The 22,045-nt window shown below is 58.1% G+C and carries 17 protein-coding genes and 1 riboswitch; of the genes, 4 read left to right on the top strand and 13 right to left on the bottom strand.

Translation table 11 applies throughout. The features are described from left to right. Nucleotides 1-57: 57 nt before the first annotated feature. From NLU14_RS18915 to NLU14_RS18955, 9 genes are all read right to left on the bottom strand, one after another. The gene (locus NLU14_RS18915) at nt 58-1,869 is read right to left on the bottom strand and encodes a TonB-dependent receptor plug domain-containing protein (RefSeq protein WP_275709504.1); all 1,812 of its coding nucleotides are present in this window, start codon (nt 1,867-1,869) and stop codon (nt 58-60) included. 155 nt (nt 1,870-2,024) lie between these two features. Next, nucleotides 2,025-2,227, bottom strand: a riboswitch (cobalamin riboswitch). 47 nt (nt 2,228-2,274) lie between these two features. Next, nucleotides 2,275-3,291: a threonine-phosphate decarboxylase CobD gene (gene cobD, locus NLU14_RS18920; protein ID WP_420845078.1), complete on the bottom strand. Its 1,017-nt coding sequence runs from the start codon at nt 3,289-3,291 to the stop codon at nt 2,275-2,277. A 34-nt stretch (nt 3,292-3,325) separates the two neighbouring features. Continuing rightward, on the bottom strand, nt 3,326-3,883 hold the full coding sequence (locus NLU14_RS18925) for a cob(I)yrinic acid a,c-diamide adenosyltransferase (protein ID WP_275709507.1): 558 nt from the start codon (nt 3,881-3,883) through the stop codon (nt 3,326-3,328). A 42-nt stretch (nt 3,884-3,925) separates the two neighbouring features. Further along, the gene (locus tag NLU14_RS18930) at nt 3,926-5,623 is read right to left on the bottom strand and encodes a methylmalonyl-CoA mutase family protein (protein ID WP_275709509.1); all 1,698 of its coding nucleotides are present in this window, start codon (nt 5,621-5,623) and stop codon (nt 3,926-3,928) included. Then, the gene (gene meaB, locus NLU14_RS18935) at nt 5,610-6,590 is read right to left on the bottom strand and encodes a methylmalonyl Co-A mutase-associated GTPase MeaB (protein ID WP_275709511.1); all 981 of its coding nucleotides are present in this window, start codon (nt 6,588-6,590) and stop codon (nt 5,610-5,612) included. The genes NLU14_RS18930 and meaB overlap by 14 nt, the downstream gene beginning before the upstream one ends. Next, nucleotides 6,591-8,012: a phenylacetate--CoA ligase family protein gene (locus NLU14_RS18940; protein WP_275709513.1), complete on the bottom strand. Its 1,422-nt coding sequence runs from the start codon at nt 8,010-8,012 to the stop codon at nt 6,591-6,593. Nucleotides 8,013-8,088: 76 nt separating this feature from the next. Beyond that, nucleotides 8,089-8,514 carry a cobalamin B12-binding domain-containing protein gene (locus NLU14_RS18945; protein ID WP_275709515.1) on the bottom strand — a complete coding sequence of 142 codons (426 nt, stop codon included), beginning with the start codon at nt 8,512-8,514 and terminating at the stop codon, nt 8,089-8,091. Nucleotides 8,515-8,529: 15 nt separating this feature from the next. Then, nucleotides 8,530-9,222 (bottom strand): GntR family transcriptional regulator, encoded by a 693-nt coding sequence (locus tag NLU14_RS18950; RefSeq protein ID WP_275709516.1) that lies wholly within the window; start codon nt 9,220-9,222, stop codon nt 8,530-8,532. A gap of 204 nt (nt 9,223-9,426) precedes the next feature. Then, nucleotides 9,427-10,014, bottom strand: a complete 588-nt coding sequence (locus tag NLU14_RS18955; RefSeq protein WP_275709518.1) for an NUDIX hydrolase — start codon at nt 10,012-10,014, stop codon at nt 9,427-9,429. Nucleotides 10,015-10,116: 102 nt separating this feature from the next. On the opposite strand from NLU14_RS18955, the gene NLU14_RS18960 reads away from it, so the two are divergent. Beyond that, nucleotides 10,117-10,674: an NUDIX hydrolase gene (locus NLU14_RS18960; protein WP_275709520.1), complete on the top strand. Its 558-nt coding sequence runs from the start codon at nt 10,117-10,119 to the stop codon at nt 10,672-10,674. Here NLU14_RS18960 and NLU14_RS18965 read toward each other — a convergent pair. Continuing rightward, the gene (locus tag NLU14_RS18965; RefSeq protein ID WP_275709522.1) at nt 10,671-10,982 is read right to left on the bottom strand and encodes a YqfO family protein; all 312 of its coding nucleotides are present in this window, start codon (nt 10,980-10,982) and stop codon (nt 10,671-10,673) included. The two genes, NLU14_RS18960 and NLU14_RS18965, sit on opposite strands and share 4 nt — an antisense overlap. Nucleotides 10,983-11,446: 464 nt before the next feature. Then, on the bottom strand, nt 11,447-15,352 hold the full coding sequence (purL, locus tag NLU14_RS18970; protein WP_275709524.1) for a phosphoribosylformylglycinamidine synthase: 3,906 nt from the start codon (nt 15,350-15,352) through the stop codon (nt 11,447-11,449). A gap of 399 nt (nt 15,353-15,751) precedes the next feature. Here purL and mltF point away from each other — a divergent pair, with 399 nt between their 5' ends. After that, complete coding sequence (gene mltF / locus NLU14_RS18975) at nt 15,752-17,272, top strand: membrane-bound lytic murein transglycosylase MltF (RefSeq protein ID WP_420845079.1); 1,521 nt, start codon at nt 15,752-15,754, stop codon at nt 17,270-17,272. Here mltF and NLU14_RS18980 read toward each other — a convergent pair. Then, nucleotides 17,267-17,734 (bottom strand): regulatory protein RecX, encoded by a 468-nt coding sequence (locus NLU14_RS18980; protein WP_275709526.1) that lies wholly within the window; start codon nt 17,732-17,734, stop codon nt 17,267-17,269. The two genes, mltF and NLU14_RS18980, sit on opposite strands and share 6 nt — an antisense overlap. Before the next feature lie 184 nt (nt 17,735-17,918). On the opposite strand from NLU14_RS18980, the gene NLU14_RS18985 reads away from it, so the two are divergent. After that, a complete protein-coding gene (locus NLU14_RS18985; protein ID WP_275709528.1) occupies nt 17,919-20,384 on the top strand; it encodes a DUF349 domain-containing protein in 2,466 nt (821 codons plus the stop codon). Here NLU14_RS18985 and NLU14_RS18990 read toward each other — a convergent pair. Then, nucleotides 20,381-20,647 carry a late competence development ComFB family protein gene (locus NLU14_RS18990; RefSeq protein WP_275709530.1) on the bottom strand — a complete coding sequence of 89 codons (267 nt, stop codon included), beginning with the start codon at nt 20,645-20,647 and terminating at the stop codon, nt 20,381-20,383. The two genes, NLU14_RS18985 and NLU14_RS18990, sit on opposite strands and share 4 nt — an antisense overlap. Before the next feature lie 188 nt (nt 20,648-20,835). Between NLU14_RS18990 and NLU14_RS18995 the strand changes: the two genes are divergently transcribed. Continuing rightward, nucleotides 20,836-22,044: an acetyl-CoA C-acetyltransferase gene (locus tag NLU14_RS18995; protein WP_275709532.1), complete on the top strand. Its 1,209-nt coding sequence runs from the start codon at nt 20,836-20,838 to the stop codon at nt 22,042-22,044. The last annotated feature ends 1 nt before the right edge of the window (nt 22,045 follow it).

Genomic DNA, 22,045 nt, shown 5'->3' on the forward strand with positions numbered 1-22,045 from the left:
CGGTTCCTATCTCGACCTGGACGTGTGTGGTTCATGTCTTTACCTCTCCGTGGCCGGTCAGATGTCGTAACGTATAGTCAGCATTGTGGTGCGGCCCGCGGCTATGTAGGCATCTCCACCCGAGCGCAATGCCGTGGCGTATTCCTTGTCTAACACATTGTCCAACGTCACATTGGTGGTCCAATGATTGTCGATACGCCATTTCGCCCGCAAATCCCAAGTGGTAAAGCCAGCGATGCGGTCCTCATTTTCAGCATCGTCGTAGCGATAGCCCTGGCCTTTAACCGTGGTGCCCACAGAAACGCGGCCAAAGGCCCGGTCGACATCAACCCGGAACTGTTTGGCGCTGCGACGACGAATGCGATTGTCAGTCTCCCGGTCACGGGGGTCGGTTACTGACGCGGCAGCCTTTACGGTCCATTCGTCCAGTTCCAGGCCAGCACTCAGCTCGGCACCCCGGATACGCGCCTCGTTGACATTAAACGGGGCCGCCCGTCCGTCTATTGTGGTGAACACGATCAGGTCATCTGCGTCGGTCTGATAAATAACAGCATCCCAGAACCAATGGGTGTACTGGCCGCCAATACCAAGTTCCACGCTACCTGCGGTTTCCGGCTGCAGGTCTGCATTGCCAAAGTTGGGGAAATAAAGATCGTTGAAGGTCGGCGCGCGGAAAGACGTGCTGTAGCTCACCCTGGCGCGATGGTTCCGGTCCAGATCGACGCCCATAGCCACCGCCCCTGTTTCTTCGCGACCAAATGCCTCGTTGTCGTCCGCCCGCAAGCTCAATTGAAAGTCTGTAGGACCGAAGTTCAGTAGGGCCTGACCAAAAACGGCAGCGTTGGTGCGGCTGGTTTCGTCGAAATCAGTGGTGCTCTCCACTTCGTCCACCAGGAGTTCACCGCCCACGATGTACTCATGGCGCCCCGCACTGATCTGATTCTCCCAGCGAGCGCTACGAGTCTTGGTGTCGAAGGTGCTATTGCCGAAGGAATCGCGAGTGTCCTGCTCGTCAAGGGATTCCGCCAGCAGAATGCGGCTGCGCCAGTAATTGCTTATGGGTGCGTCCAGACGGAAACCTAGAGTCTGGATGGCAAAATCGGTGTCACCACCCTCAAATTCGGTGTTGCCCTGGGCACGCATGAGTACAACCCCGGCTTCCCCGCCCGAGTCAAACTGGTGAGCAACGGACGCCAGGGCTGATGTATTACGGAAACCTTTGTCTTCACCGCCCTCCACGATGGCGGTGCCGTCCGTTTCCAGGTGGCTTGCACTCAGGCTGTATTTCATCCGACCTTCAGTACCGGCTGCACCCGCCACATACTCCTGAGTGTTGAAATTGCCGCCTCCCGCCTGGACCCAGCCTTCGTGGCCGGTTTCAGCGCTGTGGGTGAAAGCCTGGATGACACCACCCACGGCATCGGCACCGTAAAGGTTACTGCGGGAGCCACGGACAATTTCTACCCTCTCCACCATTTGCGGTGGGAAATACTGCCAGGCTGCACTACCGCTGGTGGCCGAGCGCAAGCGGATGCCATCCACTAGGAACACCGTGGATTCGCTACCGGTGCCCCGGGTATACACACTGGTATTCTTTCCGAAAGAGCCGTTACTGGTGATATCAAGGCCCGGCTGGCCCACCAGCAGCTCCTCGAATGTCTGGGGCTGCAAACGTTCGATAGCCTGTTCATCAATCACTGTTACTGACGAATCGCTTTCGCCCCGCGTCTTCGGACCAAGCGTGGCCGTAACAACAATGGGATCCAGCGCCGAGACAGTAGTCTCTTCGGCGGCTAACGCATCGGAAACTGGCAGGAAAACAAGGGGGAGACCGGACAACAGGACCGGCACGGACTTCGAATAACCCATATCAACACTCGCTGGCAAACCATGCGCACCCGCATGGTGATTGTTATGTTGCGGAGCTTGAGAGTGAGACTGGGGGAGGCAGGATACGAGTCAGGGTACGGGTGTGAGACCGACACAACTCTCCCACCGCCGTCGCCCTCCGCAACTTCCGGTGTGTATTCAGGCCGGTCTCCGGGCTTGCGAGTGGGGCAGCCTGTTGGGCTGGTCCGGGGCAATCACCTTCCCATGCATGACGCACAGTGGTTTTTACGATTGCCTTTAGCTCACTTACCGTTGCGGGGGCAGCGTCGGACTTTAACCGACTTCCCGTTTTAAGCTTTCCTGCGGGGATACCGCGAAAAAAGCGTTACCTGAATACGGTGTTCATTTAATCGGGGGCCAAACTAGCAGCCCCTATGTGCTAAATCAATAAAGACGACTTAAATACAGTGCCCGCTCAAACCGGGCCCATTCCGGCTCGGAGCCGGGCAACCCAAACCTCAGGGCCGCGGGATCCTCGAACTCCCGGACAAGGATCCCCTGGCGTGCCAACGCCGTTGCGATATCCGCGGCCCGGCTATCGCGAACGTATCGAAACAGCGCTGTACCGGTGGAACCATCAAGACCATGGCGCGACAGGCATTCCGACAGTCGTCGGCTTTCGCTGTTTAATCGCTCGGCGGTCGCGGCGCGCCATGGATGGTCCGCCAGTACCCGGCTCATCACAAATCGCGCTGGGCCACTGACAGACCAGGGCCCCAGGACCTGTCCGAGCCGGCCCACAATATCGGGATCACCCGCAACCGCACCTGCCCGCAGACCCGCGAGGCCAAAAAACTTGCCCAGGGACCTCATCGCCGCAAGCCCTGGCCGGTCGGTCGCGAAGCCAACGCTGAATTCCGGCGAGGCATCGATGAACGCCTCATCCACGATCAGCCAGCCGCCCCGGCGTTGCAGCCGATCATGCCAGCCCAATAACCGATGTGGGTCGATGAGCTGGCCGGTCGGGTTGTTCGGGTTGATCAACACCAACACATCCAGTTCGTCCAGCCAGGTCTCATCATTACTGACGAGTTGCTCACCGGTAATGCCTGTCACCCAATGGCCCCCAGCGACCCAACAATGCCCATGCTCCTCGTAACCGGGCGAAGGCACCCCCACCCGGCACGGTGACCTCAACCGTGGCAGGGCCATAATCGCTGCCTGGCTGCCGGCAATAGGCATACAGGCGGAAGCATCCGGCGCACCAAGCCACTGCCTGATGCGTTGTTCCAGGCCATCATCAGGCTCCGGCAGGCGACGCCAAACCTCCTCGGGAATCACCGGCACGGGCCAACCCAGCGGGTTGATGCCAGTGGAAAGATCCAGCCACTGCTCCAGCGGGATATCCCATTTCCTGGCGGCGGCGCGCAGCCGGCCGCCGTGCTCCGGAGGTAACATCATCTACCCTCAGCACCTGCTTCGCGGCGGGACGACATCATTCGCCGGGCACCCACAGAACATCATCTTTTCCCTTGCCATTGGCGTGCCTGGCAAGCACGAACAACAGGTCAGACAAACGATTCATGTACTCCAGCACCGACTGGCTGATGTCCTGGTCCTGCTTCAACTGAACGATGATCCGCTCAGCCCGGCGCGTTACTGTGCGGGCATGATGGAGATGGGTTGCGGCAGGATTGCCCGCCGGAAGAATAAACGACCGCAACGATGGGATATCCGCATTGAACCGGTCAATTTCCTGTTCAAGCTCAAGGGTTTTCGAATCCGCCAGCCTGAGTGGTGGGTATTTCGGGCTCTCCTCGAACGGCGTACAAAGATCCGCACCAACGTCGAACAGATCGTTCTGGATGCGCGCCAGTATCCCATCCAGTTCCTCGTCCACATGGAGCCTCGCAAGCCCGATCACGGCATTGGCTTCGTCTACAGTGCCATAGGCCTCCACGCGCAGATCGTACTTGGCAACCCGGCTGCCATCACCCAGGCCGGTGTCGCCCTTGTCTCCGGTTTTCGTGTATATCTTGGTGAGCCTAACCATTCATTTCTCCCGCGAACCGGTTCGGTCAGTTTACGAAGCCGGTCAGATTACAGGTTTTTCGCGATAGGTTCCCCAAATGCCTTTCAGGGTTTCAACAATGTCACCCATTGATGCCCCTTCTTTCACCAACTCGATGGTGATAGGCATCAGGTTGACCGACTCGTCCTCGGCCTGCTCTTTAAGCTGCCGGAGCAGCCTCTGGACCTTTTCCTCATCGCGATTGTCCTTGACCCGGTTCAGGCGCTCAATCTGACGGCGCTCGGTTTCCGGGTCATGGGGATGGGTTTCAATTTCAACGTCCTCTTCCTCCTGGACGAACATGTTCACTCCGATCACCGGCCTTTCCCCGCTGGCCTTGCGCAGCGCAAAATCGTAGGCGGAATCGGAGATGCCTCGCTGGAAGTAGCCGTCGTCGATACATTGGAGTGTGCCGCCGAGTTCTTCAACCTCATCAAGGATTTTCCACACTTCCCGCTCAATTTCATCAGTGAGATTTTCCACGTAGTAGGAACCGCCCAGTGGGTCCACCACCTGGGTAATGTTGGTTTCGTAGGCGATGATCTGCTGGGTACGCAAGGCTATCCGCATTGCTTCCTCGGTAGGAATGGCGAATGCCTCGTCCATGCCGTTGGTGTGCAACGACTGCGCACCACCGAGTACGGCAGACAGTGCCTGAAGCGCGGTGCGAATCGGGTTGATGGTGTACTGCGGCTTGGTCAGGGTTGCCGCTGCGGTCTGGGCGTGGAAACGCAACCGACTGGCTTCGGGTTTGGTGGCACCGAACTTCTCACGCATGATCTTGGCATAGACGCGTCTGGCCGCCCGGAACTTGGCAATTTCCTCGAAAAAGTCCGCCTGGCTCACAAAGAAGAACGAGAGCCGGGGGCCGAACTCATTCACATCCACCCCTGCGTCGATGGCCGTTTTGACGTATTCCATGGTAGTGGCCATGGTGTATGCCACTTCCTGGACAGCGGTCGAGCCGGCTTCCGAGATGTGATACCCGGAAATATTGATGGCGTTATACCGCTTCATGTTCTCGGAGCCGTACTGGATACAGTCACGGACCAGGCGAACCGAAGGCCGCACCGGGAATATCCATTCCTTCTGGGCGATGTACTCCTTGAGAATGTCGTTCTGGATGGTGCCCGACAGGTCATTGAGGTCATACCCGCGTTTCTGCGCCAGGGCAATGTACATGGCGTAGAGAATCCAGGCTGACGGATTGATGGTCATGGACACGGAGATTTTTGTCAGGTCGATATCGTCAAACAGCTCCTCCATGTCCGCCAGTGTATCGATGGCGACGCCCTCGCGGCCCACCTCACCCTGGCTCATGGCATGGCTGGAGTCATATCCCATCAGTGTGGGCATGTCGAAGTCGATGGACAGACCGGTCTGGCCCTGGGCGATCAGGTATTTGAAACGCCCATTGGTTTCCCTGGCCGTCCCGAAGCCCGCAATCTGGCGCATTGTCCAGTTCCTGCCCCGATACATGGTGGGGTACGGTCCACGGGTGAACGGGTATTGACCGGGGAAGCCAATATCCTCGAAGGCAGTATCTTTAACGTCCAGTGGCGTATACGTGCGCTTCGTCGGCATGCCGGAGGCGGTGGTGTACTCTGACTGGCTTTCCGGTGCCCGCTTGATAAAAGACGACACTTCGTTCTTTTCCCACTGATCGAACTCTTTTTCAATATGCTTGAGTGCAGCGGGGTCATACTGGTCAGTGCGATTCATGAATCGTCTCCTTCATGGCTTTTAACAAGGTCACCGCGGCTCCATGGGGATCCAGTTCGCGTTGGGTAACCTTCTTGAGCAGCTCTTCGGTTTGCGACCTGCTGTCACGTACAAAATTGTCCCGGACGATTTCTTCGGCCACTTTCACCACCCGGGTCAATGCAATCTGGCGTCGGCGTTCGGTGATTTCGCCACTGCGTTCCAAGTGTTCCGCGTGGCGATCAATCGCAGCCATCAGTTCGCCGAAACCGGTGTGCTTTTCAGAACTGGTGGGCACCACCGGTACCCGCCAGATGCCCTCACCCGGCTCCAGGCTCATCATCAGCATGGCCTTGAGTTCCTGGATGGTTCTGTTGGAGTCCGGCCGGTCCGCCTTGCTCACCACATGGACATCGGCAATTTCCAGCACCCCAGCCTTGATGGCCTGAATGTCGTCGCCCAATCCAGGCGCGTTGACAACCACGGTGGTGTGGGCAGCGCGCACGATATCGACTTCGTCCTGGCCCACCCCGACTGTTTCGATGAGGACCACGTCGAACCCGCCCGCATCCAGCAGATCCACCGCATCCAGGGCCGGCCTGGCCAGACCACCCAGGGTTCCCCGGGTGGCCATGCTGCGGATGAACACCCCGGGGTCGGAAACCAGGTCACCCATGCGGATGCGGTCGCCGAGGATCGCACCGCCGGAAAACGGGCTTGAGGGGTCGATGGCAACAACGCCCACGGTGCGGCCACTTTTCCGGTATTCATGAACCAGTTGTGTAACGAGGGTCGACTTCCCGGCCCCTGGAACACCGGTAATGCCCACCACGTGAGCATTACCGGTGCTCTTGTAGAGTTCGGCCAGGGCCTGGCGTACATCGGGGTCGCCGCCACTTTCAACCCGGGTGATGAGCCGGGCAATTGCGCGAAGGTGGCCTTCCCGCACCCGTTCAGCCAGTTTCATCGAAGGTATGCGGTTAATCATCTAGCCTCCCCGCTTCTGGTTGAGGCTCTGGTAAAGGTCCCTGTCGTCAACGACACGCTGCGCCTTGAAGTCGGTACGCGGAAAGGTATCGGGATCAACCATGACAACCAGAGCACGCACACCCAGCACCCGGCTGAGCTCGGCTTCCACCTTTTCTCCCAGCGCCCTTACGGCATCCGGGCCCTGGCGTGCGATTTCCCCGTTAAATTCCGCCTGCACAGCCAGCTCGTCCATGGAGCCACCCCGTGAAATGATGATCCGGTGCTCGCCGCCATAACCGGCGAGACCTTCGAGCACTTCAGCGATGGCACTGGGATACACATTTTCACCGCGGATCTGGAACATGTCGTCGATCCGGCCGTAGATGCCTTTGGGCAGCCTTGGATAGGTGCGACCACAAGGATTGTCTTCCATCACCCAGTGGGTGAGATCGCCGGAGACCATGCGGATCATCGGCTGGGACGTTCGCTCGAGGTGGGTATAAATCGGGGTGCCCTGCTCACCATAGGGAACACGGCGGTTGGAATTCGGGTCCGCCACTTCGGTGTAAACGATGTCCTGCCACAACAGCATACCCTCAGTGTCCGCACTGCCGGAGGCGTGCATCCAGGGCGTCAGTTCGGCCATGGTTCCGCAATCAACCACCTTCGCACCGTAGATATCCTGAATTTTGTCCCGGATGGACGGAATAGAACCGCCCGGCTCGCCGGAGAAGAACAGCACCTTGATACCGAACTCCCTGGGATCGACCCCTTCCTCTCGGGCCACCTCCGCCAGCCGGAGCGCATAGGAGGGCGTGGAATAGAATCCGGCGGGCTTCATCATCCCCAGCCAGGTGACCGCGCGCGCCGTCATGCCGGGAGCGCCAGCGCCAAAGGGAAAAGCTTTGCAGCCTAAACGTTCGGCGCCGATCAGTGCCCCCCAGGATCCCATGTAAAGACTGAGAATGGCAGCCACAAACACCGTATCACCAGGCCGCAGGCCCATGCCCCACATGATGCGGGCATGGTTGTTGGCAATGGTTTCCCAGTCACGGCGGGAAATGCCAAAGGCGGTGGGCCGGCCGGTTGTGCCGGAGGTGCCGTGGATATGATGGATATCGCTTTCCGGGCAACACAGGTAATCCCCGAATGGCGGGTTTTTAGCCTGGGAATCACGCAACTCCTGTTTGGTAACGACAGGAACCTCTTCGAAGTCTGCAAGGGTACGGATGTCGTTGGCCTTTATACCGGCCTTGTCCCATTTGCGTTGGTAGAATGGAGAGTGATCGTACGCATAAGCCATCACATCCCGGATGCGGGCAACAATCAGCTCATCCCGCTTTTCCGGGTCCATTGTTTCACGGTCCCGGAACCAGTAGGGGCTGGCCGGCTCAGGAAAATAGTCGTTGCTGTACTTCGGGGGAAAATTCCACTCTTCCATCGGAGACTCCTGATCTTGTTATTGGTTGTCGTCTGAGGAAATCTGTCATGAATGCCCGGCCATTACGGTGCCGCAGCTATCGGGCACCCCGGTCCGCGACCAATTGCCGGAACGAATCGATGATTTCCTGGGGAGGAGTGTCCTGGAGAAGAATCTTGTGGACGCCCATCTGGTAGAGCTCTTTGACATCGTCGTCCGGGATTACACCGCCACCGGCAACGATCATGTCTTCGGCTTCCTTCTGTTTCAGGAGCTCCAGTACCTTGGGGAAGATGTGCATATGCGCGCCCGAGAGCAGGCTGATTCCCAGGATATCCACGTCTTCCTGGATAGCGGCGTCTACTACCTCCTCTGGCGTGCGATGCAGCCCGGTATAGACCACGTCCATGCCGGCATCCCGCAGCGCACGCGCAACAACCTTTATGCCCCGGTCGTGACCGTCCAGACCGATTTTTGCCAGCATTACCCGAATCACAGCTGCGTTATTGTCATTGTTTTGCATCGCATTCTCCTTGGTTTAGATCGTTGCGCTGCCGCTTCTTTTAAGCGGTTCACGTGAGCTCTGAATTTCCTGCTGAAGCCACTTTGATGCAGTCTCCACATGCTGCCTCGCAAGCGTTTCAGCGTTCTGCACGTCGCCGGCCAACACCGCGTTGAGTATTGCCTCGTGCTCTTCCCAAATCTGTTGCTGGTTTTTCTCAACGATGAGAATGTCGCTCATCACTCGTCTTACGTGATTCCAATGGGCTTCCATCGAATCCAGGATGAAGGTGTTTCCCGCCAGCTCGTAGATGAAACCGTGAAAGCGCATGTCGGCGTCGATGAGCGCGGGAAGGTCATGAGCCTTTCCTGCCGCGTATCCGTCAGCAATGATCTCCTCTCCACGCTTCCGCGCTCCGGCATCCGCCCGCCGGGCAGCGAGCCCGGCACTGACCAGGTCGATCCCGCACCGGAATTCGTACAACTGCGCCACAAAGCTCTCATCAAGCACCGACACCATCAGGCCCCGACGCCCTACGGCGGACAGGAAGCCATCATCGCGAAGGCGCTGCATGGCCTGGCTCACCGGTAATCGTGAGACATCCAGTCTCTCGGCCAGTGTTTCCTGGGTAACCCGCTCACCGGGCTTGAGCAGACCTTCAACGATGGCGTTCACTACCGAATCGTAAATAAGCTCCGGCAGATTCTTCTCGGCTTGTATTTTTTTCATTGATCAAACTCCACGACGCATCTCCCTGATTGTCGTTTGCATACAGTATTCACCATGTAATACCTGATCAGTTTATAATCACATTAGACTTTCGTCTAATATTTGAGCATTTCTGCGGCAAAGGGATATTGGCGAGCCCGAGATGACACGGGCCGTTAGCGAGGGAGAAAGAAGAAAAAGCGGGTTGGAATCAGGAAGCGCTGATCAGTCGCCGCGGGGAGGCTCGAGCAAGTCGATGCCGGCGTCGTAGACCGCGTTCAGGAAATCCACCAGTACCACGGCAGACAGCCCCCAGATCTGATATCGCTCCCAACGGTAACAAGGAACGTAGAAGGTGTTGTTGAGGAAGTTGAGTGGGTCCGTGCGCTCGCGATTGTCCTCCAGGAAGAACTCGACCGGCACCCGGAAAATACTTTCGATTTCAGCTGGGTTGGCTGTCAACGGGTGATCGCCGGGTATAACTCCAACGTATGGAGTTACCAGGATCTGGTGCAATGACATAACCTGGCTGAGGGGAGCAATCAGTTGCACCTGCTCCGGCGGCAACCCGATTTCCTCATGGGTCTCACGCAAGGCCGTCTCGCCCAGCGAGTGATCTTCCGGATCCCTCCGGCCACCGGGAAAAGACACCTGGCCACGGTGAGTGTTCAGGTTGGCTGATCTCAGGGTGAATATGATTTCAGGATTTTCGTGATTATCGGTCACGGGTACCAGTACGGCGGCCTCGGGATAATCCAGTGTCAACAAACGGGGTACATAACCTGACAGGCGTTTGGTGAGAAGGTCGCGCAAAACACGGCTCCGTTATGGCTTCTGACTGTTGAATGAGACACAGGTAGCGCAGATAGTTACACTTGCTACCATTACACAATTGTCCAGTATACGGTGAAATAGATGAAATACTGCAGCACATGCGGCCACCCTGTCGAACAGCGCATCCCCCAGGGCGACAATCGCCATCGCTATGTGTGCACCCGTTGCGAAGCCATACACTACCAGAATCCCCGGATCGTCGCCGGTACCGTCCCGATCTGGGAAGGCCGGATTCTGTTGTGTCGCAGAGCCATCGAACCCCGTTACGGTTACTGGACACTGCCCGCCGGGTTCATGGAGAACTCGGAAACCACACTCGAAGCCGCCACCCGGGAAACCTGGGAAGAAGCACTGGCGGAAGTGACAGTGGACAACCTCTACACCATTATTCATGTACCCCACATTGACCAGGTGCACATGTTCTATCGCGCCGCCCTCACCAACGGGGAATTCGGGGCTGGTGAAGAGTCACTGGAAACGCAGCTGTTTGCGATTGAAGATATCCCCTGGGACGAACTTTCGTTCCCCACCGTTCGCCGCACCCTTGAACTGTATGTCGAAGACGTGCAAAAAGAGCACTTCCCGGTGCATGTGGATGACATTCGCTATCGTATGGGCTCCGCAACCGAACGGCGCTAAAGCTCCTCCATCCGGAACACTTCGTAGGCAGGCTCTTCGTAGGGGTGCGCTTTCTTCAAGGCCCGAAGAGCGGCCTGTATAAGGTCGTCCTTACACACCAGTTCAACGCGGAATTCCTCAACCCGCTCGACCTCTCCGGTCTGGCCGAGAAAAGGCTGACTGCCATCAAGCGGTCGAAACTGGCCCTGGCCCTTACATTGCCAGGCACAACAATCATAATCCCCAATGCGACCGGCCCCCGTTTCGAACAGGGCGTTCTTGGTGGCTTCGAGATGGCTTTCCGGAACGAAATAACACATCTTGTACATGGTCTCGAGTCTCCCTGAAACACCGTCGTGCCAGAACGAATTCCTACGCTTCCAGCATCTGCCTGACGGATATTTTTTGTACAGATTAAGCATTTAGCTACTTACCCACAGAATCTGTGGATAACTCTGGGGAAAGATTTTGGGAACATGCCTCCATCCCCCGGAATTACTGCACTTTCGTTAAATTGGCGACAAATTCACCTACTTCATTAAATTCTTTTATTTCAATAAGTTATGGTTGTCGAGCAAAAAATGAACCCAAACCCAGCGCTTTGTTCACAGAACACACAGCAAGGCACCAGGAATGTGCATAAACCGTTTGAGTCAAGGGGATTTTCGCACTTATAAACAAAAATTTCCCTTGAAAACCGCTGAAAACTCCCGTCACCAAAAACAAAAAAGCCGGCCCGGGAACAGTCACCTTTATGGTGCATCCGGGCCGGCTTTTTGTCTCTGGTTAAGGCTTAACCGAACCAGCGCCTTGCGTTGCGGAACATCCGGATCCAGGGAGCATCTTCTCCCCACTCACGAGGATGCCAGGAAAGCTGGGAGGTACGGAATACCCGCTCGGGATGGGGCATCATGATAGTGACCCGGCCATCCCTTGTGGTAACGCCGGTAATGCCCGCCTCCGAGCCATTGGGATTGTAGGGATAACGCATGGTGACCTCACCGCGGTTATCCACGTAGCGCAGGGCAACCAGTTCGCTATCGTTTAGTTGGTCTGCAGACGTACCGGCCGGGAACTCAACCCTGCCCTCGCCATGGGCAACTGCAATCGGCATCCTGGAGCCCGCCATACCGTCCATAAAGGCCGACGGAGAAGCAGGCACCTCGGCCATCACCAACCGGGCCTCGAACTGCTCCGACTGGTTGCGCACGAACCGTGGCCAACCCTCACTGCCTGGGATCAGTTCATGCAGGTTGGACAGCATCTGACAGCCATTGCAGACGCCCAGGGCCAGGGTATCCTGGCGATTGAAGAAGGCTGCGAACTGGTCGCGGACCCGGTCACTGAACAGGATGGACTTGGCCCAGCCCTCACCGGCGCCCAGCACGTCCCCGTAGGAGAAGCCGCCACAGGCTACCAGGCTGTTGAACCCTTCCAGGGAGACACGGCCGGACAGCAGGTCGCTCATGTGCACATCCACGGATTCGAAGCCGGCACGATCAAAGGCGGCGGCCATCTCAACCTGGCCATTAACGCCCTGCTCCCTCAACACCGCCACCCGCGGCCTGGTGCCTTTATTAATGTACGGTGCGGAGATATCGTCGCCGATGTCGAATGTCAGCTCTGCATGAAGACCGGGGTCATCGTTATCCAGAAGGTTGTCGAACTCCTCCTGGGCGCAGTCGGCGTTGTCACGGAGAGATTGCACCCGATAGCTGGTCTCGGCCCAAAGACGCTGAAGCTCGGAGCGCGGCCGGGAAATGACTTCCTGACCTTCAAAACTGTAGCGGATACGGTCATCCTGATTAAGCGTACCGATGACCGACGTGTGATCGCCAAGCCCCGCTGCCGAGAATTGCTGAAGAACGAAAGGGGTTTCCTCACGGCGCACCTGGATAACGGCACCAAGTTCCTCGTTAAAAAGTTCACGAGGGAGCTGGGAGGTATCTTCAGCAAAGCCATCCAGCTTGATGTCGATACCGGTGTGCCCTGCAAAGCTCATCTCCGCCAGCGTTACAAACAGGCCGCCGTCCGACCGATCGTGGTACGCCAGCAGTTTGCCGTCCCCGTTCAGGCCCTGGATTACCGCGAAAAACGCCTTGATATCTTCCGGGTCGTCCAGGTCCGGGGCCACCGCGCCCACCTGTCGGTAAACCTGCGCCAGTGCGGAACCCCCCAGGCGATTCTGGCCCGCCGCCAGATCAATCAGGATCAGGTCCGTCTCGCCGGCATCGGTGGCCAGTTGCGGCGTCAATGTGCGGTCCACATCGGTCACCGGCGCAAAGCCACTGATAATAAGCGATAACGGAGCGGTGACACTCTTCTGCTCACCGCCATCCTCTTCCCAGACGGTTTTCATGGACATGGAATCCTTGCCCACCGGGATGGTAATCCCCAGGGCCGGGCATAGCTCCATGCCGACAGCACGGCAGGTTTCGTAGAGGTTTTCGTCTTCACCCGGATGCCCCGCAGCCGCCATCCAGTTGGCGGACAGACGGATATCCGACAGCCTGGCAATGGGTGCCGCCGCCAGGTTGGTGATGACCTCGCCAACCGCCATACGGCCAGACGCCGGCGCATCAATCACCGCAACCGGCGTGCGCTCACCCATAGCCATGGCTTCGCCCGTTTTCACATCGAACGACGAGGAGGTTACTGCCACATCACTGACCGGTACCTGCCAGGGGCCCGCCATCTGGTCGCGGGCGACAAGACCGGTAATGGTGCGATCGCCAATGGTAATCAGGAAGTTCTTGGAGCCCACGGATGGCAACCTCAGAACCCGGCCTACCGCTTCGTTGAGATCGATTTTGGTGGAATCGAAAATGGGTTTGGTGAACGATGAACGCGAAACACTGCGGTGCATACGAGGCGGCTTGCCGAACAGAACGTCCATCGGGAGATCAACCGGACGGTCGTCGAAATAGGAATCCCCGAGCTCAAGATGATGGGCCTCGGTGGCTTCGCCGATCACCGCATAGGGACAACGCTCACGGCGGCACAACGCATCAAACTGCTCCAGGTTCTCCGGCGCAACCGCCATCACGTAACGTTCCTGGGACTCGTTACACCAGATTTCCAGGGGCGACATGCCCGGCTCGTCGCTGGGAATGTCCCGCAGCTCAAAACGGCCACCACGGCCGCCGTCTTTAACAAGCTCCGGCATGGCATTGGACAGGCCACCGGCCCCAACGTCGTGGATAAAGCAGATGGGGTTGTCGTCGCCCATCTGCCAGCACCGATCAATCACTTCCTGGCAGCGGCGTTCCATTTCCGGGTTATCCCGCTGAACCGAGGCAAAATCCAGGTTTTCGTTACTGGAGCCGGAATCCATGGACGAGGCCGCGCCACCACCCAGACCAATCAGCATGGATGGGCCGCCAAGGACAATCAGCTTGGCACCCACAGGAATGTTGCCTTTTTCCACATGGCTGGCCCTGATATTACCGAGGCCGCCGGCAATCATGATGGGCTTGTGATAGCCGCGCACTTCGTCGCCATCGGCACCGGGCACTATTTCCTCAAAGGTACGGAAATACCCCGTCAGGTTCGGGCGCCCGAATTCATTGTTAAAGGCAGCGCCACCGATCGGCCCTTCAATCATGATGTCCAGCGGCGAGGCAATCCGGTCAGGCTTGCCATAACGCAATTCCCATGGCTGCGGGTCATCCGGAAGGTTGAGGTTGGACACCGTAAACCCGGTAAGACCTGCCTTGGGCTTTGAACCGCGACCGGTCGCACCCTCATCGCGAATTTCCCCGCCGGAACCGGTTGCCGCCCCCGCTGCCGGAGCAATCGCCGTAGGGTGGTTATGGGTTTCCACTTTCATCAGGATGTGGATATCTTCCTCATGATAGCGATACACTCCGGACCCGGGTTCCGGGAAGAAACGGCCACCACGGCTGCCGGCAATCACCGACGCATTGTCCTTGTAGGCCGAAAGCACGCCTTCGCTGTTCATCTCGAAGGTGTTTCGGATCATCGCGAACAGGGATTTTTCCTGGCCCTCGCCATCGATATCCCAGGAGGCGTTAAAAATCTTGTGACGGCAGTGCTCCGAGTTGGCCTGGGCGAACATCATCAGTTCAACGTCGGTGGGGTCCCGCTCCAGGTCCGAGAACGACTTGACCAGGTAATCAATTTCGTCTTCCGCCAGTGCCAGACCAAGTGAACGGTTGGCATCAGCCAATGCCTGCCGGCCTCCAGACAATATCGGTATGCGGTTAAGGGTGCGGGGCTCATCGGTGTGGAACAACAATTCCGCGCCGCCCATCTCGTGAAACACCTTCTGGGTCATTCGGTCATGAAGCAGCGCCGCGATCTTCTCTCGTTGCTCAAGGCCAAGCTTGCGGCTGGCTTTCACGTAGTAGGCTATGCCGCGCTCAATACGACGAATCTGCCGTAGACCGCAGTTACGCGCTATATCCGTTGCCTTGCTTGACCAGGGCGACAGGGTCCCCGGACGTGGCACCACCAGGAACAGCACGCCGTCCGGCTCTTCCGCAGGGACACTGGGGCCGTATGTCAGCAGGCGGTCAAGAACAGCCTGATCCGACTCGGAAAGCGGAAACTCCAGATCCGTGAAGTGCATGAACTCGGCGTACACATGGTCCACTTCAGGCACGATGGCCTGAATACGGGAGTGCAGCTTGCGGGAGCGGAAGGGCGAGAGCGCAGGAGCGCCGCGAAGTTCAAGCATGATCAAAACCTGTACGCGCGAAACTGGGAGCCGAGGCACGCATCCTGTGGCGCCGGAGCGTCTGGTAACAGGAAAATGCCGGCCATCTGAAAGGCCGCAATGATACTTGAAACGGGCACCGGGATACAGCGCCAAAAGGTTATAAACCGTCCACTATAATTTACATTGTTTTGCACATTAATTGAGCAGATTCATTGACCGTCCAGGCATGAGCGGGGATCATTACAGATGGGCCAGGGAGGCTCCGTAATGAGTGAACATCGGTTAGACTTCTCGCAACCGCGCTGACATGCAAGTGGCCGCAAGGTGACAGGGTGCGAGTGAGGGTAATTGAGGGTGATCGGTCACCCGGGGATTCACCGTAACACTCAGCGTCCTGCATCAAGGGAGTTCAGGAATTTGCCAAAACACCGTCATCAGCCGTTTACGGCCATAGCAAAATACAGCTGCCTGCTGGCATTTGCCCTGGCAGCCGTTGGATGCTCAAGGCCCAGCACCCTCCAGGAAATCCGCTCCGAGGGTGTGCTCCACGTCATCACCAGGAATGCCCCGTCGGTCTACTTTGAAGGTCGCGATGGTCCCACCGGTTATGATTACGAACTGGCGCGTCTGTTTGCAAAGGATCTGGGTGTCGAACTCAAGGTACGTGTTGCGGAAGATAACACCAGTGTGCTGTCGGTACTCGATCAGGACTATGCTCACATTGGCCTGGCCGGGCTGTCCTCCCGTCCCGATTTCCAGCAACGTTACCACAAGGTTCCCAATGGCATCGAAGCCGAATCCGTGGTGATCTACAACCGCGAGATTGATCGACCGGAATCCCTGGAGGACCTTGCGGGACGGACCCTTCACCTGGTGGCAGACAGCAACCACGAACATCAGTTGGAGCAGCTCCGAGCCCAAAACGGCGGCCTGGAGTGGACAGTGCATGCCGGGCTGGACGCAGCGGGCATACTCGCCCGTGTTGAATCCGGTGAGTTCCCACTGGCCATTGTCTCCTCCAACGAGTTGGAGCTGAACCACGTCTTTTTCCCCATGGTCAAGAGCACCTTCAGCCTTGGAGAGCCGGAGCCACTGTTGTGGCTGTTCCCCGATGAGCAGGACCGAAGTCTGGCGCGGGCGGCAAAGCAGTTCATCGACAAGCTACGGAAAAACGGCACTCTCGCGCATATTTCCGAGCGTTTCTATGGGCACCTCGACCGGTTGGATTATGTCGGCGCGCGGACATTCGTCCACCATGTAGAGAACCGCCTGCCCAAATACGAAAACCTGTTCCGAGATTATGCCGCTGCCTACGACCTGGACTGGCGACTGCTGGCGGCCATGGGCTATCAGGAGTCCCACTGGCGTCCCAACGCCGTCTCCCCCACCGGAGTTCGCGGCCTGATGATGTTGACACGGAACACCGCCAGCCATATCGGTATCAACAATCGCCTCGACGCCGAGGAGAGTATTCAGGGCGGAGCCAAGTACTTCACCATCGTCCACCGGAGAGTACCCGACCACATCCCGGAACCAGACCGCACCTGGTTTGCCCTGGCTTCCTATAACGTTGGTTGGGGCCACGTTCAGGATGCCCGCAGGCTGACCGAAGATGCCGGCAAGAATCCGGACCGTTGGATGAACGTCAAGGAATTCCTGCCATTGCTGACCCAGAAGGAGTGGTACTCCAAGACGCGGTTCGGCTACGCCAGGGGCCACGAGCCGGTGATCTACGTTCAGAATATACGCCGCTACTACGACTTCCTGGCCTGGCTGACAGAGCCCACCGAGGTGGCTGAAACCCCGGAGAAGCCCTGGTTCAAGGAACTGGAAGGCATGGAAAAGATTATCGGACCCGTCAGCGGTGAGGGAACGGAGGAGGAGGAGGCCAGAGCGTCGCTGCCGAAGGAGCTTGGCTTCGTTCCGCCAACGCTATAGCCGCTGTTCCAACGCGTTTTCCACCTGCTCCGCAGAAAACCCCCTTCTGGCCAGAAACCGGGCCTGACGCGCTTTTTCGTCCCAGTCGTCGCGGATATCGCCAAGCCCGAACCGTTTTTCACGTAGCAATGTGGCCCTGTCAGACCAGTCCGCGTCAGTCATCTCCCGGACACAGGCGGGCGTCTCATGAATACCCCTTTGCTGGAGATCAGACAGGATTCTTAACGGCCCGTAGCCAAGATCGATCCGCTGCCGGGCATAGATATCCGCGAATCGTTCATCACTCAGCCAGCCCTCGGTTTCATAATCGTCCAGAACCTGTTCAATCACATCGGACTCTATCTTTCGTTGCCTCAGTTTCAGGGCGAGCTCCAGGCGGCTGTGCTCCCTTCGGGCAAGCAGACGCAATGCCGCGGAACGGGCCTTCTGTTCCTGATCTTCCTGATTTGTTTCTTTTCCCATTCAGACTCTTCCCGCAAATGCCGACAAAACGCTAGACTAGCCTCCACCTGATACAGCTGCCTGTTAAATCAGGGGATCAATCAGCTGACGCACCCGGCATCCGGAATACCGGATAAGGCCGATGGTCGGTGCCTGAGTACTTTGCCGGCACCGGGAACTGGTTTCAATATCAAAGGATAACCCGATGGCTGCATTCATCCAGAAACTGTTTGGAAATCGCAAGGCGACCGCGACCGCCGCCCCCGCGCGCAAGGAGCCCACGCCCGAAGACACTGAAAAGCTGAACAAACAGGATGATCAGCGTGAACAGCAGCAAAAGGCGCTGAAGTCTGACCCAAGCCAGGGGATCCTTGAGGAACTGGCCACGGGCGGTCTGACTGCCGGGATCCGCAACGAAGCGGCCGAAGCACTCAGTGACAAAGCCGCCCTTCAGCGTGTCCAGAAGATCGCGAAAGGCAAGGACAAAAGCGTCTATCAGGCCGTCCGCCAGAAACTACAGCGGATACGTGAAGAGGAAGAGCGGCAACAGAGGCTGGCCGAGAACATTCAGACCATCGTACGCAACGCCGTTGAACAGGCCCGCAGCGACGATACCAAACTCTTTGAGGCGCGGCTGGAGGCCCTGTTGCAAAAGTGGGCCGAGGTAGAGTCGAAGGCCTCCCAGGACCAAACCACCGAGTTTCTACAGGCTGTCCACCAGTGCCGCGAGCGCCTCCGCGAGATGCAGGCGGAAAAAAACCAGCTCAGACAGCAGCAGGAACAGCGCAATCAGCGCGCAGAGACCCTCACTCTGCTGGAAAACACCCTCGACGAACTGAAGAACCAGGATCCGGACCTGGACCCGTCGCTCTCCTCCCTGGATGCGCTGCAGAAAACCCAGGAAAACCGCTGGCTGGAGGCAACCCACGACACTCAGGTAGACAAGCAGGAGCAAAAATCCTACGAAAACCTGATGCAATCGCTGCGGGCCTATATCTCGGCCGTCAAGCGCCTGGGACAACATCGGGAGGACATCGCCGCTCTGCAGAATCCCACTGAAGACGACACCGACGACGGCACGGCCAACAAAGCCAGAGAAGTTCTCGAAGCGATAGATTGGCCCCGGGATTTCCGGCGCCCAACCATGCTCGATGCCCTGAACCGCATCGCCGGCAAGCCTCGCCCCGCGCGCGCCGAAAAGCCGGACACCGAGGAACAGAAAAAGCTGGCCGACACGCTGCGGCAAACCCTTGATAAGCTGGAATCCGCCCTGGAAGCCAAACAGTTGAAGGAATCCCGCCAGCTTTTCAAGACCGCCCAACAGCAGGCCAAGGCTCTTGACCATCGCCACGGTAAAGCCTTGCAACCAAGGATGCACCTGCTGGGAGGGCAACTTCGCGAACTGACTGATTGGCAGGGCTTTGCCACACGCCCGAAGCAGGTTTCCCTGTGCGAGCAGATGGAATACCTGGCAAACCAGCCCATGGAACCGGAAGCCAAGGCCGAGCGCATCAAGGAATTCCAAAACGAATGGCGAGACCTGGGCGGCTCCTCTGATCGCGACTTGTGGTCGCGGTTCAAGCAGGCCTCGGACCTGGCCTATGAGCCCTGCAAGGCCTATTTCTCCGCCAAATCCGGACTGAAAACCGCGAATCTCGAAACCCGCAAGGCTATTTGCGAGCAACTGAGCACCTTTCTCGAGAATGCGGACTGGAGCAGCATGGACTGGAAAACGGCGGAACGCATCCACCAGACCGCCCGGGAAGAGTGGAAAGCGGCCTGGCCCGTTGAATTCCGCGACAATCGCCCGGCTCAGAAGCAGTTCGACGATCTGCTCAAACAGATTGAGGAACCACTGGACACCGAGCGCAGGAAAAACGAAGCCCTCAAACAGGACATCGTTGAACGGGCGGAAACCCTGGTGGACCATGAGCCTCTGGGTGAAGCCATGAACCAGGCCAAGTCACTGCAGGCGGAATGGACCAGCATTGGCATCACTCGTCACCGCGAGGACAGGAAGCTTTGGCAGGCGTTCCGCAAAGCTTGCGATCAGATCTTTGCGAGACGGGACGCCCGCAAGAACGAGCAGGAACAGCTTGCTCGGGAAGCGGATGAAAAGGCGGAACCCGTAATCGCCAGTAGTAAATCCGCGAGTAGTGAGAACAGCCTGGAAGACCTGGAAGGTACCCTGGCTGAACTCAGCACACTGAGCAGCGAGCCGATGTCTGCAGGTATCCGGGAGCAGGTCAACAACGAGCGCAACCGTCTCTCAGGGCTTATCTCCAATCGTAAACTGGAGGAGCAGATCGAAACCTGGAAAAGCTGGATTGCAGCCAGAGGCACAAGCACCCTGGACAGCAATGCCCTGCCCGACCACTGGGCTGACCTGGCCGCAAACGTAGGCCAGCCGGATCCAGTGGAACTGGTTATCCGGGCGGAGATCCTGGCGGAAGTAGCGTCTCCGGCTGAAGACCAGGGCCGTCGCATGGAAATCCAGGTACAGCGACTGGCCGAGGGTATGGGCAATGCCTCCTCCGGTCACGACAAGTCACGGCAACTGGAAATGCTGGTTGCCAACTGGTGCCTGGTGCAACCGGTGGATGTGGTGAGCGAGCCCCTGGCCCGGCGACTTGGCCTGGCACTGGAGGCTGTTCTGGGGCGTGAGCGTTAATCCTCCCGCTTATGGCTTTTAACGAATGCCCTGGCCTCCCGAACGGCGGCCAGGGCGTTTTTTTTCATGGTTTCGAGTTCACCGTCAGCAAGATAGAACATCATATCGATGCTGTGCCGATAATATTTGGCAGGTAGTCTGTTCAGGGCCACGCACATCACATCGGTCAGGTAATCCTGACTGTCACCATCTTCCTTCGATTCATCAATGGCTTCCGCAACCAGCGGCTCGTAAAAGTTATCAATGGCATCTCTCAGGGACATCGTATTGCTCCTGCTTGTGATGGGTACCTGACTACACCATAGAACCACCACCCCGAAATGTCATGACCTGAGTGAGCAGTTTCGCCAATTCGATTGGCAGCGCACGTCATTACCCACCCCGGCCGCAAACCGCTATGGTTACCCTTTGGAATGCTATTCCCGAGTCAACGACAAACAGAGGACAGGAAATGACCACCGAAGCCTATATCTTCGATGCGGTTCGCACGCCGCGCGGGCGCGGCAAGAAAGACGGTTCCCTTCACAGCGTCAAGCCCATCACGCTGCTGACCACCGTTCTGAAAGCACTGCAGGAGCGGAACAGCCTGGACACCGCCCAGGTGGACGACATCGTTATGGGCTGCGTCACCGCCGTTGGTGACCAGGGAGCGGATATTGCCAAGACCGCGGCCCTGGCAGCGGACTGGGACGAAGTGGTGGCCGGCGTCACCCTTAACCGCTTCTGCGCCTCTGGCCTTGAAGCAGTCAACCTGGCGGCCATGAAGGTACGCTCCGGCTGGGAAGACCTGGTGGTTGCCGGTGGCGTCGAGTCCATGTCCCGGGTACCCATGGGTTCCGACGGTGGCGCCTGGGCAACGGACCCTGCCACTAACCTGCACACCGGATTCATGCCCCAGGGGATCGGCGCGGACCTGATCGCCACACTGGAAGGCTTTAGCCGGGAAGATGTGGACGGATTTGCTGTGAAATCCCAGCAAAAAGCCGCCAACGCCTGGGAAAAGGGCTACTTCGCCAAGTCCATCATCCCTGTCACCGACCAGAACAGCGTGATGATCCTCGATCGCGACGAGCATGTTCGCGGCAATACCACGGTGGAATCCCTGTCCGGCCTCAAGCCCTCTTTCCAGATGATGGGGGAAATGGGCTTCGATGGCGTCGCCCGTGAAAAGTACCACTACGTGGAGAAAATCAACCACGTACACCACGCCGGCAACTCCTCCGGCATCGTAGATGGGGCCACCGCCCTGCTGATCGGCAGCGAAGCCAAGGGCAAGGCCATGGGGCTCAGACCCCGCGCCCGCATCCTGGCAACAGCGGTCACCAGCACCGACCCCACCATCATGCTGACAGGCCCTGCCCCGGCCGCCCGCAAGGCGCTGGAAAAAGCCGGTATGACAGCGGGCCAGATCGACCTGTTTGAAGTGAACGAAGCCTTTGCTTCCGTGGTGATGCGTTTCCAGCGGGAATTGTCGGTTCCCGACGAGAAAGTGAACGTCAACGGCGGCGCCATCGCCATGGGGCACCCCCTGGGAGCCACCGGTGCCATGATCCTGGGCACCCTGCTCGACGAACTGGAGCGGAGAGAACTGCGTTACGGCCTGGCCACCCTGTGTGTGGGTGGCGGAATGGGTATTGCCACCATCATCGAGCGCGTCTGAG

Source organism: Marinobacter iranensis, assembly GCF_029207565.1.
Lineage (GTDB): Bacteria > Pseudomonadota > Gammaproteobacteria > Pseudomonadales > Oleiphilaceae > Marinobacter > Marinobacter iranensis.

Coding starts and splice junctions, on each gene's coding strand:
- NLU14_RS18940 (WP_275709513.1), bottom strand. CDS start 8,012: ATGGAAGAGTGGAATTTTCCCCCGAAGTACAGCAACGACTATTTTCCT.
- meaB (WP_275709511.1), bottom strand. CDS start 6,590: ATGATTAACCGCATACCTTCGATGAAACTGGCTGAACGGGTGCGGGAA.
- NLU14_RS18960 (WP_275709520.1), top strand. CDS start 10,117: ATGAAATACTGCAGCACATGCGGCCACCCTGTCGAACAGCGCATCCCC.
- cobD (WP_420845078.1), bottom strand. CDS start 3,291: ATGATGTTACCTCCGGAGCACGGCGGCCGGCTGCGCGCCGCCGCCAGG.
- NLU14_RS18950 (WP_275709516.1), bottom strand. CDS start 9,222: ATGAAAAAAATACAAGCCGAGAAGAATCTGCCGGAGCTTATTTACGAT.
- NLU14_RS18995 (WP_275709532.1), top strand. CDS start 20,836: ATGACCACCGAAGCCTATATCTTCGATGCGGTTCGCACGCCGCGCGGG.
- NLU14_RS18980 (WP_275709526.1), bottom strand. CDS start 17,734: ATGGGAAAAGAAACAAATCAGGAAGATCAGGAACAGAAGGCCCGTTCC.
- NLU14_RS18930 (WP_275709509.1), bottom strand. CDS start 5,623: ATGAATCGCACTGACCAGTATGACCCCGCTGCACTCAAGCATATTGAA.
- purL (WP_275709524.1), bottom strand. CDS start 15,352: ATGCTTGAACTTCGCGGCGCTCCTGCGCTCTCGCCCTTCCGCTCCCGC.
- NLU14_RS18965 (WP_275709522.1), bottom strand. CDS start 10,982: ATGTACAAGATGTGTTATTTCGTTCCGGAAAGCCATCTCGAAGCCACC.
- NLU14_RS18985 (WP_275709528.1), top strand. CDS start 17,919: ATGGCTGCATTCATCCAGAAACTGTTTGGAAATCGCAAGGCGACCGCG.
- NLU14_RS18915 (WP_275709504.1), bottom strand. CDS start 1,869: ATGGGTTATTCGAAGTCCGTGCCGGTCCTGTTGTCCGGTCTCCCCCTT.
- NLU14_RS18990 (WP_275709530.1), bottom strand. CDS start 20,647: ATGTCCCTGAGAGATGCCATTGATAACTTTTACGAGCCGCTGGTTGCG.
- NLU14_RS18925 (WP_275709507.1), bottom strand. CDS start 3,883: ATGGTTAGGCTCACCAAGATATACACGAAAACCGGAGACAAGGGCGAC.
- NLU14_RS18945 (WP_275709515.1), bottom strand. CDS start 8,514: ATGCAAAACAATGACAATAACGCAGCTGTGATTCGGGTAATGCTGGCA.